Source organism: Azospirillum agricola (genome assembly GCF_020005195.1).
Taxonomy (GTDB): Bacteria; Pseudomonadota; Alphaproteobacteria; order Azospirillales; family Azospirillaceae; genus Azospirillum; species Azospirillum agricola.
In genome coordinates this window covers 166,964-180,720 of record NZ_JAIFZR010000004.1, presented here as the reverse complement: position 1 = coordinate 180,720, position 13,757 = coordinate 166,964, and the positions used below count along the sequence as shown (strand labels likewise).

10 protein-coding genes are annotated in these 13,757 nt (G+C 68.6%); 2 read left to right on the top strand and 8 right to left on the bottom strand.

Annotation, left to right across the window (positions count from 1 at the left end; all coding sequences use genetic code 11):
* Nucleotides 1-158 precede the first annotated feature (158 nt).
* The 5 genes from JN22_RS09780 to JN22_RS09760 form a co-directional block, all read right to left on the bottom strand.
* The gene (locus JN22_RS09780) at nucleotides 159-992 is read right to left on the bottom strand and encodes an ABC transporter permease subunit (RefSeq protein WP_085553760.1); all 834 of its coding nucleotides are present in this window, start codon (nucleotides 990-992) and stop codon (nucleotides 159-161) included.
* On the bottom strand, nucleotides 992-1,933 hold the full coding sequence (locus JN22_RS09775; protein ID WP_085553759.1) for an ABC transporter permease subunit: 942 nt from the start codon (nucleotides 1,931-1,933) through the stop codon (nucleotides 992-994). The genes JN22_RS09780 and JN22_RS09775 overlap by 1 nt, the downstream gene beginning before the upstream one ends.
* Nucleotides 1,930-3,090, bottom strand: coding sequence for an ABC transporter ATP-binding protein (locus JN22_RS09770; protein ID WP_085553758.1), 1,161 nt, complete (start codon nucleotides 3,088-3,090; stop codon nucleotides 1,930-1,932). The genes JN22_RS09775 and JN22_RS09770 overlap by 4 nt, the downstream gene beginning before the upstream one ends.
* Before the next feature lie 118 nt (nucleotides 3,091-3,208).
* Entirely contained in the window at nucleotides 3,209-4,306 is a 1,098-nt protein-coding gene (locus JN22_RS09765) for an extracellular solute-binding protein (protein WP_085553757.1), read from the bottom strand.
* A 148-nt stretch (nucleotides 4,307-4,454) separates the two neighbouring features.
* Nucleotides 4,455-5,798: a glutamine synthetase family protein gene (locus JN22_RS09760; RefSeq protein WP_085553756.1), complete on the bottom strand. Its 1,344-nt coding sequence runs from the start codon at nucleotides 5,796-5,798 to the stop codon at nucleotides 4,455-4,457.
* A gap of 188 nt (nucleotides 5,799-5,986) precedes the next feature.
* Here JN22_RS09760 and JN22_RS09755 point away from each other — a divergent pair, with 188 nt between their 5' ends.
* Nucleotides 5,987-7,267 carry an NAD(P)/FAD-dependent oxidoreductase gene (locus JN22_RS09755; protein WP_085553755.1) on the top strand — a complete coding sequence of 427 codons (1,281 nt, stop codon included), beginning with the start codon at nucleotides 5,987-5,989 and terminating at the stop codon, nucleotides 7,265-7,267.
* 111 nt (nucleotides 7,268-7,378) lie between these two features.
* Nucleotides 7,379-8,422, top strand: a complete 1,044-nt coding sequence (locus tag JN22_RS09750) for a hypothetical protein (RefSeq protein WP_085553754.1) — start codon at nucleotides 7,379-7,381, stop codon at nucleotides 8,420-8,422.
* A 12-nt stretch (nucleotides 8,423-8,434) separates the two neighbouring features.
* Here the strand turns inward: JN22_RS09750 and JN22_RS09745 are convergent, their stop codons facing one another.
* The 3 genes from JN22_RS09745 to JN22_RS09735 form a co-directional block, all read right to left on the bottom strand.
* A complete protein-coding gene (locus JN22_RS09745; protein WP_085553753.1) occupies nucleotides 8,435-10,024 on the bottom strand; it encodes an ATP-binding protein in 1,590 nt (529 codons plus the stop codon).
* A 116-nt stretch (nucleotides 10,025-10,140) separates the two neighbouring features.
* A complete protein-coding gene (locus JN22_RS09740; RefSeq protein WP_085553752.1) occupies nucleotides 10,141-12,489 on the bottom strand; it encodes a TonB-dependent receptor in 2,349 nt (782 codons plus the stop codon).
* A gap of 115 nt (nucleotides 12,490-12,604) precedes the next feature.
* Nucleotides 12,605-13,693 (bottom strand): FecR family protein, encoded by a 1,089-nt coding sequence (locus JN22_RS09735; RefSeq protein WP_085553751.1) that lies wholly within the window; start codon nucleotides 13,691-13,693, stop codon nucleotides 12,605-12,607.
* Nucleotides 13,694-13,757: the final 64 nt, after the last annotated feature.

Genomic DNA, 13,757 nt, shown 5'->3' with positions numbered 1-13,757 from the left:
AGAAGGGGGAACCACAGGAGTGCGCGCATGGCACAACCTCTTTCGCTGTTGACGACAGCGTCACATTAGCAAAAGTGGCAGGCAAAAGCCATCCGCGGCGTCGCAGATCTGCAACGCGCGGATGGACAGGGGAGGCGAAGCCGAAACACCCGAACGGATCACCCCGTCTGGAGCGCCATCTGCTCGTCCCGCTTGCGCTGGCGGTCCTGCCGGGCCATGACGACGCTGGCGACGAGGATGCCCAGGGCGACGACCAGAACCATCAGGGTGGCGAGCGCGTTGATCTGCGGGCTGATGCCGAACTTGACGCTGGAGAAGATGACCATCGGCAGCGTCGTCGATCCCGGCCCTGAAACGAAGCTCGCCACCACCACGTCGTCGAGCGACAGGGTGAAGGCCAGCAGCCAGCCGGCGACCAGCGCCGGAGCGATGATCGGCAGGGTGATGACGAAGAAGACCTTGGCCGGTCGGGCGCCCAGATCCATCGCCGCCTCCTCTAGGCTGCCGTCCATGCCGGCCAGCCGCGACTGCACCACCACCGCGACGTAGGACGCCGTGAAGGTGGTGTGGGCGATGGTGATGGTGGTGACGCCGCGCCCGTCGGGCCAGCCGATCAGTTGCTCCAGCGCGACGAACAGCAGCAGCAGCGACAGGCCGGTGATGACCTCCGGCATGACCAGCGGCGCCGTGATCATGCCGCCGAACAGGGTGCGGCCCCGGAACCGTCCGAAGCGGGTCAGCGCCATGCCGGCGCAGGTGCCCAGCACGACCGCCAGGGTCGCCGACACCGCCGCCACCTGGAGCGACAGGGCGGCGGCCGACAGCAGCGCCTCGTTGTTCAGCAGTTCCCCGTACCATTTGGTCGAGAAGCCGCCCCACACCGTCACCAGCCGCGACTCGTTGAAGGAGTAGATCACCAGCAGGGCGATGGGCACATAGAGGAAGGCGTAGCCGAACCACAGCGCCCAGGCCAGAAAACCGAACCGTTTCATCACCGCCCCTCCGCCTCGCGGCCCTGGACATGCTGGAAGATCATGATCGGCACCACCAGCACCAGCAGCAGCGCGATCGCCACCGCCGACGCCACCGGCCAGTCGCGGTTGGCGAAGAACTCGTTCCACAGCACGCGGCCGATCATCAGCGTGTCGGGGCCGCCCAGCAGTTCCGGCGTCACGAACTCGCCGACCGCCGGAATGAAGACCAGCAGCGAGCCGGCGACGATGCCGGGCAGCGACAGCGGCAGCGTTACCTTGAGGAACGCCTTGAAGGGCCGGCAGCCGAGGTCGGCCGCCGCCTCCAGCAGGGTCGGGTCCATCTTCTCCAGCGTGGAGTAAAGCGGCAGCACCATGAAGGGCAGGTAGCAGTAGGTCATGCCGATGTAGACCGCCCAGTCCGAATAGAGGATCTCCACCGGGCCGCTGGTCAGGCTGGTCCATTCCAGAAAATTGCTGATGACGCCGTTGCCCTTGAGGATGCCGATCCAGGCGTAGATGCGGATCAGGAAGCTGGTCCAGAAGGGCAGGATCACCAGCATCATCAGCGGCCCGCGCCGGGCCGGCGGCGCCTTGGCGATGGCGTAGGCCATGGGGTAGCCGATGGCGAGGCACATCAGCGTGGTGACCAGCGCGATCTTGACCGAGTTCAGATAGGCCAGGATGTAGAGGTCGTCGCCGGTCAGCCGCAGATAGTTGGTCAGGTTCAGCAGGATCTGAAGCTTGTTCGTCCCGGCGTCCTCGTCGGTCAGCCATTCGACCAGCGGCGCGTAGGGCGGCTGGGCGATGATCGATTCCGAGAAGCTGATGCCGAAGACGATGAGGAAGGGCACCAGGAAGAACAGCATCAGCCACAGGAAGGGAATGGCGACGACCACGCCGCGCCCCCACAGCCCGATCCGGCCGAGGACCGCCGCCAGGACGGAGACGGCGCCCCTCATTGCGCCAGCACCACGCCGGCGAAGGGCCGCCAGCTCAGATAAACCTCGTCCTCCCAGGTGATCGGCATCTCGGTGCGCCGGGTGACATTGGGGGCGGTCACACGCACCGTCTTGCCGGTGGGAAGCTCGACCAGATAGATCGACACGTCGCCGAGATAGGCGATCTCGCGCACCACGCCCTTGGCGGCGTTGCGGCCGGCGGCGCCATCGGCGCTGGACGGCGGCTCCTTGGACAGGGCGATCTTCTCCGGCCGGATGGCGACCGCCACCGGCGAGCCGGCCGGGGCCGGGGTGGCGTGGCTGATGTGCAACTCGCAGCCGGCCTCCTCCGAGGCGACCAGCACATGATCGCCGCTCGCCTCGACGACACGGCCCTCGAACATGTTGATCGAGCCGATGAACTCGGCGACGAAGCGGCTGTGCGGGTATTCGTAGATCTCGGTCGGCGTGCCCACCTGCGCGATGACGCCGTGGTTCATCACGGCGATGCGCGAGGACATGGTCATCGCCTCCTCCTGGTCGTGGGTCACGACGATGAATGTGACGCCGAGCTTCTCCTGGATGTTGACCAGCTCGAACTGGGTCTTCTCGCGCAGCTTCTTGTCGAGCGCGCCCAGCGGCTCGTCGAGCAGCAGCAGCTTCGGCCGCTTGACCAGCGAGCGGGCCAGCGCCACGCGCTGCCGCTGGCCGCCGGAAAGCTGGTGCGGGCGCCGCTTGCCGAAAGCCGAGAGCTGGACCATCCCCAGCATCTCCGCCACCCGGTCGCGGATCTCGGCCTTCGGCACATTGTCCTGTTTCAGGCCGAAGGCGACGTTCTGCTCGACCGTCATGTGCGGGAACAGGGCGTAGGACTGGAACATCATGTTGACCGGCCGCTCGTAGGGCGGGATGCCGGCCATGTCGACGCCGTCGATGAAGATCCTGCCCTCGGTCGGCTGCTCGAACCCCGCCAGCATGCGCAGCAGCGTGGTTTTGCCCGAGCCCGAGCCGCCCAGCAGGGCGAAGAACTCGTTCCGGTAGATCGACAGGCTGACCTCATCCACCGCGACGAAATCGCCGAAGGTCTTGGTGACCTTCTCGATCCGGACATAGGGCGCCTGCCCGGCGTCCTGCCAGGGCTCCAGGCGGGTGGGCTTGCGAATCGGCTGACCGGCCATCCGGGGTCCTTCAATCAGGGCAGGGCGGGGCTCGACGGAGCCCCTTCAAGGCAACGCCCCGGCCGTTCCCCGTTGCGGAGGATCGGCCGGGGCGCAACAGCGCGTCATGCGGGTCGGCTTACTTGCCGGTCTTGACCTTGGTCCACACGCGGGTGCGGGCGCGGTCGGTCGATTGCTTGATCGACTTCAGGGAGAACAGCTTGATGGCGCTGTCGGTCGGCAGGAAGATGCCGGGGTTGCCCTTGATGTCGTCGGCGACGGTGGCCAGCGAGCCCGGAACCGCGTTGGCGTAGCGCACCGTGTTGGAGATGTTGGCGGTGTTCGCCGGGTCCAGCACGAAGTTGATGAACTGGTAGGCGCCCTCCTTGTTCGGCGCGTCGGCCGGCACCGCCAGCGTGTCCCACCAGACCTGCACGCCCTCCTTCGGGGTGACGTACTCGACCTTGGCGCTCTTGGCCTCCTCGGCGCGGGCGGCGCCCTGGATGGCGTCGCCGTTGTAGGCCATGACGACGCAGGCGTCGCCGCCCGCCAGGATGTTGATGTTCTGGCCGGTGACGAACTGCTTGATGTAGGGGCGGACCGCCATCAGCGTCTTCTCGACCTTCTCCAGATCCTCCTTCTTCTCGGAATTCGGATCGAGGCCGAGGTAGTTCAGCACCGACGGAATGACGTCGATGGCCGAATCCATCACGGTGATGCCGCAGGCGGCGACCTTCTTGGCGACCTCCGGCTTGAAGATCAGGTCCCAGCTGTCGAGCGGGACGTCGGGGGCGACCGCCTTGATCTTCTCCGGGATGATGGCGATGCCGACCGTGCCGCCGAGATAGGGCACGGCGAACTTGTTGCCGGGGTCGGAGTTCTCCAGCAGCTTGAGGACCTTCGGGTCGAGGTTCTTGATGTTGGGGATCTTCGACTTGTCGAGCGGGCCGACGACCTTGGCCTGGATCAGGCGCGACAGGGTGGGCTCGGCGGTGGGGACGATCACGTCGTAGCCCGACTTGCCGACCAGGACCTTCTGCTCCAGCAACTCCAGGCTGTCGTAGAGGTCGACCTTCGTCTCGGCTCCCGTAGCCTTCGAGAAGTCGGCGAGCGTCGTCTCACCCAGATAATCGTTCCAGATGTAGATGTTGACCGGCTTCTTGGCCTGGGCCAGCGCCGGACCGGCGATGGCGACCGCCGCGACCGCACCGAGGAGGCTGAGAGCGAGTTTTTTCATTGAGAAGCCCCGACCTGTTCGTTGTCATTCAGGGTGGCGTCGCGTGTCCCCACGGCGTACCCAACGCGGGCGTTATTGCACCCACGCATGGGTGCGTTGTCAATGGTTTGGGTGGAGGTTCGCGACGCATCCGCAGCAAAGACCGCGCTCAGACGTTCAGCAGCAGATTCTCCCGCTCCCACGAGCTGATGACCCGGTTGTAGGCCTTGTACTCGGCCTCCTTCACGCAGGTGACCGCGTCGATGAAACGCTCGCCCAGAATCTCCTTCAACGGCTTGCAGGCGTTGAACTTGCTGAGCGCCTCGCTCTGATGGCGCGGCAGGGTGAAGGCAAGCCGGTAGGCCGACCCCTTGATCGGGTCGTTCGGCTCCATGTTCTGGGTCATGCCGATGTAGCCGCAGGCGAGCGACGCGGCGATGGCCAGATAGGGATTGGCGTCCGCCCCGGCGACGCGGTTCTCCACCCGGCGGCCGTCGGGCGGCGAGACCGGAACGCGCAGGCCGGTGGTGCGGTTGTCGCGCCCCCAATGCACGTTGATCGGCGCGTCGGAGTTCGGCACCAGCCGGCGGTAGGAGTTCACGTTCGGCGCCAGCAGCGGCATCGCGTAGGGCAGGTATTTCTGCAAGCCCGCGATGTGCGCCATGAACAGCGCGCTGTCCGACCCGTCGGGCTCGGCGAACAGGTTGCGCCCGGTCACCGAATCGACCACCGACTGGTGGATGTGCATGGCGCTGCCCGGCTCGCCCTGCATCGGCTTGGCCATGAAGGTGGCGTAGATCTGGTGGCGGATCGCCGCCTCGCGCGCCGTGCGCTTGAACAGGAAGGCCTGGTCGGCCAGCTCCAGCGGGTCGCCGTGGTTGAAGTTGATCTCGATCTGCGCCGCCCCGGCCTCGTGGGTCAGGGTGTCGATGTCGATGTCCTGCGCCTCGCAGAAATCGTAGACGGCCTCGAAGACCGGGTCGAACTCGTTCACGGCGTCGATGCCGAAGGCCTGCCGGCCGCTCTCCATCCGGCCGTTGCGGCCGATCGGCGGGACCAGCGGGTAGTCGGGATCCTTGTTCACCTGGACCAGGAAGAATTCCAGCTCCGGCGCCACGATCGGCTTCCAGCCCCGCTCCTCGTACAGCGCGAGGATGCGCTTGAGGACATGGCGGGGGGAGACGTCGACCGGGCGGCCGTCGGCGTAGACGCAGTCGGTGATGACCTGGGCGGTCGGTTCCTCGTACCAGGGCACGAAGCGGATCGTGCGCTCGTCAGGGATCATGTAGATGTCGGAATTCTCGTCCGACGTGATGTCCTCGTCGTCGGGAAATTCGCCGGTGACGGTCTGGACGAAGATCGCCTCGGGCAGGCGCAGGCCACGGTCGCGCAGGATGCGGATGAACTTCTCGGCGGGGACGATCTTCCCCCGGGCGATTCCCGACATGTCGGGCACAAGACATTCGACTTCGGTAATGCGGTTCTTTTTGATGAAGTCTTCCATAAAACCCATGAGATTGGCGGACCGCGCCGGGCGAAGGGCAGTCCCCTCCGTTCTGTGATCGACAGCGACACTATGACGCCGTTTCGGGAATCCGCGCCAGAGGGTTCCGATGACGGTTTCGTGGAACCTGTCCGTTTTCGCGAAGTCCCCCAAAGCACCCCATTGACCGGGCCGGGGCGGCGCGCCTAACTGCCGCCATGCCGAAAGCCTCCTACCTGAAGAGCTGGTACGCCGCCAGCGCCCACCCCCACCCCGCCCACCCGGCGCTGGAGGGCGAACTGCGCTGCGACGTCTGCGTCGTCGGCGGCGGCTACACCGGGCTGACCACCGCGCTGGAGCTGGCCGAGCGCGGCTTCGACGTGGTGCTGCTGGAGGCCCACGGCTGCGGCTGGGGCGCGTCGGGGCGCAACGGCGGCCAGATCATCACCGGCTACAACAAGCCGATGGCGACCATCGAGCGCTGGGTCGGCGCCGAGGACGCCCGCCGCCTGTGGGACTTCGGCGAGGAGGCCAAGGCCCAGCTCGCCGAACGGGTCGGGCGCCACGCCATCGCCTGCGACCTGACCTGGGGCTTCGCCTACGCCGCGCTGAAGCCGCGCCACATGGACGACGTGACGGCGATGGAGCGCGAGATGCGCGACCGCTACGGCTACGGCCGGGTGCGGCGCCTCGACCGCGAGGGGATCCGCGAACAGGTCGGCACCGACGCCTATGTCGGCGGCCTGCTCGACGAGGGCAGCGGGCATCTCCACCCGCTGAACTACGCGCTGGGGCTGGCGCGCGCCGCCGCCGCCGCCGGGGTGCGGATCTTCGAGAACAGCGCCGTCACCGCCATCGACAGCGGCGCCGAGCCCTGGGCGCGCACCGACAAGGGCCTCGTGCGGGCCAGGCACATGGTGCTGGCCGGCAACGCCTATCTCGGCGGGGTGGCGCCGCCGCTGGCCGGCACCGTCATGCCGGTGGCGACCTACCTGATCGCCACCGAGGCGCTGGGGGCGGAGCGCGCGGCCGCGCTGATCCCGACCAACATCGCCGTCTCCGACATGAACTTCTCGCTGAACTATTTCCGCCGCTCGGCCGACCACCGGCTGCTGTTCGGCGGCGGGGTCAGCTATTCGGGGATGGACGCGCCGGGACTGCGCCACGCCATGCGCAACAAGATGCTGGCGGTCTTCCCGGCCCTGCACGACGCGAAGGTCGAGTATTTCTGGGGCGGTCAGGTCGCCATCACGATGAACCGCATGCCGCATCTCGGCCGGCTGTCGCCGACGGTGCTGTTCGCCCACGGCTATTCCGGCCACGGCGTGGCGCTTGCCGGCATGGCCGGCCGGGTGATGGCCGAGGCGATCCGCGGCACCGCCGAACGCTTCGACGTCTTCACCCGCATCCCCAACATCCCCTTCCCCGGCGGGCGGCGCTTCCGCACCCCGGCCCTGGTCCTCGCAATGCTCTGGTTCCGCCTGCGCGATCTGCTGTAGGGTTGCCCGGTGCGGCGACCGGCCCGGCGGCGGGCGGCGACCGCGACACTCTCCGCGCCGCCGTGTTTCCCGTTGGGAAACGTCATTCCAGAGACGATGCCAGCAGGGACGATGACCGACGTGTCCAGCGACGACGACCAGAACAGCCCCGAACCGGCCGTCTCCGACGGGGAGATCAACGCCGAGGCGACGGCCAAGGCGACCGACGAGGACCGGCTGGTCCAGCCGATGCGGGACACCCATTTCGATTTCCAGCACAAGGTGTTCAGCCTGCCGGGCGCCTTCTTCTGCGCCGACCCGACCAGCAAGGACCCGGTGCTGAACATCACGCTGGGCGATCTCAAGGCGGCGCTGGCCTTCCCGACCATCCAGGAATCCTTCCAGATCGAGGAGGGCAGCCACGACGACCGGCTGCTGGAGGTGGTCGAGCAGGGCCTCGCCTACGTCAAGCAGATCCGCCCCGGCGAGCAGATTCCGGGAGAGCTGCTGGACGGCCGCGCCTCCTGGTCGGTCGAGGAGCGCCACCGCAAGCTGGCCAAGGGCCGGCTGATGATGCAGGTCGCCTCGTCGGTGAAGGGCAACGAGATCATCGTCTCGGACGCCGACCAGCTCGAACAGCTGCTCGACGACCCCCAGACCCAGGCCCGCATGAAGGCCGCGATCGAGCGCATCGCCGCAAGGCTCAAGATCACCGAGAAGGCCGAGGAGATCGTCGGCGGCCGCATCGACGATCTGGCGCAGGAGCTGTCCTACATCGAGGCGCTGCGCGACCGCTTCAAGCACATCGGCAAGATCGAGACCAAGCTCGGCAAGCTGACGACGGTCTACCGGACCGACCGCACCTTTTGCAGCGAGGTCAACCGGATGCAGGGGCTGATCCGCAAGCCGCTGCGCGAATACGACATGATCTTCGACCAGGCCGACGCCCAGACCGGCGACATCGTCGGCGCCCTGAAGGACTTCCACGCCACGGTGCAGTTCATCCGCAAGATCCGCGACGATCTGCGGGCCAAGCTCCTGGAATGGGAGGATCTGCTGAACGGCTGGGACCACATCGCGATGGAGCGGTCCAGCCAGATGGAGCAGTTGCAGAAGCAGACCTACCGCTTCCTCGCCAGCCGCTTCATCGAAACGACGGTGTGGAAGCGGGGCTGAGGCCAGCTCGCCCTACTCCACGCCGGATAAGGCGTAGAATTCCCGGTCGACCCGCCGGCGCTCGGCCACGACATAGTCGTAAAGCGGCTGGCAGGCGCTGACGATCCGCTCGCTGCCCGGATCGATGGAGACGTTGTTCAGGTATTGGAAGAGGATGATGTCGGTCGCCCGGTCGTGATCGGGGTCGGCCGGCCCGGCATCCTTCTCCGGGGCGCCGGCCTTGCGGACCGCCTGCGGAAAGATTCCGGCGAAGCTGAACCCCAGCCTTTCGAGCCGGTCCGCCATCGCGGGCGTCGCGGGGTCCCCCAGGGGGAGTTGCAGGAGCACGGTCGCCACCCCGTCCTGGCAGAAACGGCGCAGGAAGGCGGCGACCGACGGAATCAGATCCTGCCCATAGGCCTGAACGTCGATCAGGACATGCCCCCAGGCGAGCAGGCCGCTCTCGACGAGCAGATCCGACGCCGGCGGAAGGGAGGCCGGTTCCGGCGGCACCGCGTCGGCGATGGTCACCGGCTCGTCGAAGGCGGCGAAGATCGACCGCAGCATGGCGCGATGCCGCTCCGGGCAATGGAGCAGGCGCGGCTCGCCGGTCCGGTTCCGGCAGTAGAGCGCGATCTCCGACTGGCGGACGGCGGCCTTTCCCCCGGCGCTCGCCCCGGCCTCCTTCCCGCTGCCCGCCGTGAGGTCCCACTCCGGGCTGACGCTTGCCAGATGCACCTGGATCGGCACGCCGCCGAACCGCAGGGCGCCGCGCTGGGAGACGGTGTGCGCCGTCACCGCGTTGACGAGCACGCCCAGGCAGCCGCGGGCGACCGCCGTGTCGTAGCCGAGTTGCAGGATCCGGCCGAGCAGCACCGGGTTGCCGCGCGCCGCCGGCACGATCACCAGATCCGTGAATTCCGGAACCAGCGGGTTCCCCGACAGATCCAGGCACGCATGGCCGACAACCTCGCCGTCGCCACCGACCGCGACGATGCCGACCATCAGCCCGTCACGGTTGAGCCGCGCCAACTCCACCGGATCGTACAGATGGTCGTCCGGCTTGCTGTAGCCGTAGGCGAGCCACGCGCAGCGGGCGACACCGGGAGCGTCCGCGGGGGTGAAGAGGCGCACGTCAGCCTCCACTCTGCCCGCTCCACGCGCGGCCGGCACGGCCGCCGCCTCGACGGCCGGCTCGGGAACGGGCACCGGCGACGGCGGCAGGCGGAAGCGCAGGTCGAAGACCTTGCCATCCCGCCCGAGATTCCGCAGGACCGCCTCGTCGCAGCAGCGCCACGCCAGATGCAGGCCGAGCCCCCGCAGCTGGGGGTCCTCCACGGAGAAGGGCGTGATCTCCGACGGATCGTAGGGAAGCCCCCAATCCTGGACGCGGACCGTCAGCACCGCGCCCTCGACCGAGGCCGTGACCCGCAACGAACCGGACACGCCGGACGGATAGGCGTGGCGGACGGCGTTGACCACCACCTCCTCGACGGCCAGCTCGAGCCGCATCCGCTTTTCCGGCGCAAGCCGAAGCTGGTCGGCCGCGCGCAGGCAGGCGGCCTGCGCGATGGCGACGCTGCCATCGGCGTTGGGAAGATCCAACTGGAACAACACGCGCATTCAGACCCTCTGCCGACCGACCCTTTGCGGACTTTCGCCCGTCCACAATAGCGGATTGCCGGCCCGGCATCGACCCGTCTTCCGGCACGGCACGGCGGACGGCCCCCTCCGGACGGTCAGAACCGCGCCGAGGCGCTGAGCAGGAACGAGCGGCCCGGCTGGTGCAGCGGCGTGACGGTGCCGAACTCCTGCCCGTAGGTGGCGCGGTCGGCGTAGGAGGCGTCGAAGAGATTCCGCACGTCGGCGCGCAGGGTCAGGTTGGAGAACTGCGGCAGCCGGTGCTCGACGAACAGGTTGACCACCTCGTAGCCCTTCAGGGACTGCTGCCCGGCCTGGACCTTGGTGAGGTCCAACACGAACTCCGCGTCGGCGCCGAAGGTCAGGTTCCAGCTCCGCACCGTGTGGGCGCCGCCGACGGTGACGACCCGGCCCATCGGCGTCGCCAGATAGGTGCCGGTGTCGGAGTCGGCGGGCTGCCCGTCGATGGTCACGTCGATGTCGGCGTATTTCGCGCGGACGAACCCGTCGTCCCAGGCATAGCCGGCCCCGATCTCGTAGCCCTTGGACTTCACGTCATGGGCCAGCGTCGCGCTGCCCACGGCGTAGCGCGCGGCGCGCGCCTCGTCGAGCTTGGTCTGGAACAGGCGGCCCTCGACCGTGAAGCCCTGGTAGCGGGCCTCCAGCCCGGCGGTCACGTTGTCGGCGGTCACCGGCTCCGGCCCGCCGGCGCCGTAGCGCCAGGCCGGGTTCAGGATGAAGTTCTCGGCCAGCGGGATGCCGGCCCAGCTGTGGGAGTAGCCGGCCTTGGCGGTCAGATGCCGCGGGATCAGGTCGAACTCGCCGGAGAGGTTGTGGCTGACCCCGCTGTTGGTCCATTCCTGGTCGGTCGTGCCCTCGAAGACCTGCCGGTCGCCGCGCAGTCCGAAGGACAGGCGCAGCCGCTCGAACGGCGTCAGCCGCGCCTGGGCGTAAAGGCCGGCGTTGCTGGCGCGCTCGCGCGCCGACATGGTCCGGTCCTCGTAACTGCCGCGGTCGAAATAGAAGTCGGTGCCCGCCGTCAGCGTGCCGATCCCGAAGGTGAAGACGTTCTCGGCCTTGCCGTTGAAGGAACTGGTGCCGCCCTCCCCCGGATAGCTGCCCGGCACGGTGCTGGGCGCCACCGGGCGCAGGTAGATCGGCGTCTTCACGTCGGTGCGGCCGTAGGCCAGCACGACCTTCGGATTCCACAGGTCGGTCGGCTGGGTGGTGGAGTAGGTCAGGACGACGTTCTGCCGGTCCATCTGGTAGTCGCGCACGCGCGGCTCCCAGGCCGGGCGGCCGGAGATGAAGCCGACGTTGGCGCGGAAGGGGCGCGGGGCGTCATCGTGGATGCGCTCGTAGCTGATTTGCAGGCGGTTGCCGTCCGTCGTCTCGAAGCCGCCCTTGAACAGGCCGCTGAGCATGTCGATCTCGGTGCCGTCCACCTTGCGGCCGCTGCCGTCCTTGAACTTGCCGCCCTTGCCGTAGGTCAGGTAGGCGAGGCCGTCGAAGCCGCCCTGGCGGCCGTAGCCAGACAAGCCGGTGGTCAGGCCGGATCCGTTGGTGTTGAAGCTGGACTTCACATAGGCGCCCACCCCGTCGCCGCTCAGGAAGTCGCGGGCGTCCTTCATCTCGTAGGCGATGGAGCCGGCCAGCGCGCCCGGCCCGGCGTCGGCCGGGGCCACGCCGGCGTCGACCCGCGCGACCTTCAGGAAGGCCGGGTCGATCAGGGTGGTGCCGTTGTGGTGGAAGACCTTGTTGTTCTGGCGGCTGCCGTCGATGGTGACGGCAAGGTTGGTTTCCTCGATGCCGTTCACATAGACCTTCTGCGACATCGGGATCGAGCTGCCGACCCGGATTCCCGGCTCGCCGGAGAAGACGTCGCGGATGTCGCTTGGATTCTTGCGGTCGAGATCCTCCTGGGTGACGGTGGTCTGGCTGACCCCGGTCCAGTTTAGGGCGGAGGCCGACACCGCGACCGGCCCCAGCAGCACGGCGCCCGGTGCCGCCGCGGCCGGCGCCGGGACCAGCGTGGCGGTGCCCGGCCCGGTCATCCGGTAGCCGACGCCGGTGCCGCCGAGCAGCGTGTCCAGCGCCTGGGCCGGGGTCATGGTGCCGGTCACCGGGCGGGAGCTGCGGCCCTCGGCCAGCGCGCTGGGATAGCCGATCTGCCAGCCGGTCTGGCGGATGAAGGCGTCGAGCGCCGCCTGCAACGGCTGCGCCGGAAGCGCGAAGGCCACCGGCCCGCCGGCGGGATTCGCGGTGGCGGCGCCCGGCGTCGCCTGCTGGGCGGCGGCCGGCGAGGCGAGCGCCAGGACGCCGAGCGCGCCGCCAAGGACGGCGCCGCCAAGCGACGTCGAGGCCATCAACGCCACCAGCATGCTCCGGGCGGCGGTCGTCCGCGCGCGTGCCGTACCCTCAACCACCATACCCGTCCGGCCGTGCATTCCCCAAAACTCCCCTGTTTCCGGTGTCGTCGGGGCGGCCGTCGCGCGAACGCTCGGGCTACCCCCTTTTCGCCAGACGCGCGGGGCGGCGGGGCCTCACAAAAAAAGATCGGGTTCAGCCGAAAACAATCAGCCCGCCCGGCAGGGTGGTCATCCGCACACCGGCGATGGCGGCCACCGACCGCAGGGCGGCGGCCGGGTCGTCCAGCCGGTAGTTGCCGCTCACCCGCTCCCCGTCCATACGGTGGTCGAGCACCAGGATCGGTCCCGGATAGTAGCGGCGAAGATTGTCGACGACCGCGGCGAAGGGCTGCTGGTGGAAGATGTAGCGCCCTTCCCGCCACGCCAGCGCGTTGACCGGATCCGTCCGCGCCACCGCCGACAGGCCGAGCACCGTGGCCGTCACCCGGTCGCCGGGCGCCAGCGTCACCGGCCGGCCCGGTTCGTCGAGCGGGCTGACGGACACCCAGCCGCGCTCCAGCACGACCGAGTCCGCCGCATTGTCGGCGCGCACCGCGAAGGCGGTTCCCGTGACCTCGACGGCGCTGAAGCCGGCGGTCACGCGGAAGGGTCGGGAGGGATCGGAAACCACGTCGAAATAGCCCTCGCCGCGCAGCATCCGCACGCCGCGCCGCCCCTCCGCGAAATCCAGCGCGACGGCCGAGCCGGTGTCGAGCGTCAGCCGCGACCCGTCGGGCAGCGCGATCTCCCGCCGTTCGCCGGCGGCCGTCCGGTGATCGGCGGTCCAGCGCAGCATCAGCTCGGGGTAGAGGTTGAGGCCGACGACGGCAAGCAGCAGGGCGGCGGCCAGCGATCTCCACCGCGCGCCCCATCCCGCCCGGCGCGAAGGCGAACGGGAACGCCCCCCTTCCGCACGGACGAACGGAGCGAGGGTCGCGGGAGCGGCAGGGGAAACGGGCGCGGCCCCGGCGGATGGCGGCGGGGCGGCGGCAAGGGTCGCCGCGTGCAGTTCCGACATTCCGCTCATCGCCGCCAGCCGGTCGAAGGCCTGCGCGTGACGGGGATCGCTCTCCCGCCACGCCCGGTAGGCGGCCAGGGTTTCGCTGTCGGAAAGGCCGCCCTGGAAGGCGACGAACCAGTCGAGCGCCGCATCGACGACGGGGTCGGCGTGCCGGTACGGTCCGGCGCCCCCCGACCCGGCCGCTTCCGGCCCGGCCGTCTTTTCCTGTTCCACGCGGGCCATTCCGTCGCTCTTGGTTTGGAGCCTATCGCCATCTTAGACGTTTCAGAACGCGAACGACACAATC

What these genes read in the sequence shown, in the direction of transcription:
- JN22_RS09780 (WP_085553760.1), bottom strand. Translation starts at nt 992, where the DNA reads ATGAAACGGTTCGGTTTTCTGGCCTGGGCGCTGTGGTTCGGCTACGCC.
- JN22_RS09775 (WP_085553759.1), bottom strand. Translation starts at nt 1,933, where the DNA reads ATGAGGGGCGCCGTCTCCGTCCTGGCGGCGGTCCTCGGCCGGATCGGG.
- JN22_RS09770 (WP_085553758.1), bottom strand. Translation starts at nt 3,090, where the DNA reads ATGGCCGGTCAGCCGATTCGCAAGCCCACCCGCCTGGAGCCCTGGCAG.
- JN22_RS09765 (WP_085553757.1), bottom strand. Translation starts at nt 4,306, where the DNA reads ATGAAAAAACTCGCTCTCAGCCTCCTCGGTGCGGTCGCGGCGGTCGCC.
- JN22_RS09760 (WP_085553756.1), bottom strand. Translation starts at nt 5,798, where the DNA reads ATGGGTTTTATGGAAGACTTCATCAAAAAGAACCGCATTACCGAAGTC.
- JN22_RS09755 (WP_085553755.1), top strand. Translation starts at nt 5,987, where the DNA reads ATGCCGAAAGCCTCCTACCTGAAGAGCTGGTACGCCGCCAGCGCCCAC.
- JN22_RS09750 (WP_085553754.1), top strand. Translation starts at nt 7,379, where the DNA reads ATGACCGACGTGTCCAGCGACGACGACCAGAACAGCCCCGAACCGGCC.
- JN22_RS09745 (WP_085553753.1), bottom strand. Translation starts at nt 10,024, where the DNA reads ATGCGCGTGTTGTTCCAGTTGGATCTTCCCAACGCCGATGGCAGCGTC.
- JN22_RS09740 (WP_085553752.1), bottom strand. Translation starts at nt 12,489, where the DNA reads ATGCACGGCCGGACGGGTATGGTGGTTGAGGGTACGGCACGCGCGCGG.
- JN22_RS09735 (WP_085553751.1), bottom strand. Translation starts at nt 13,693, where the DNA reads ATGGCCCGCGTGGAACAGGAAAAGACGGCCGGGCCGGAAGCGGCCGGG.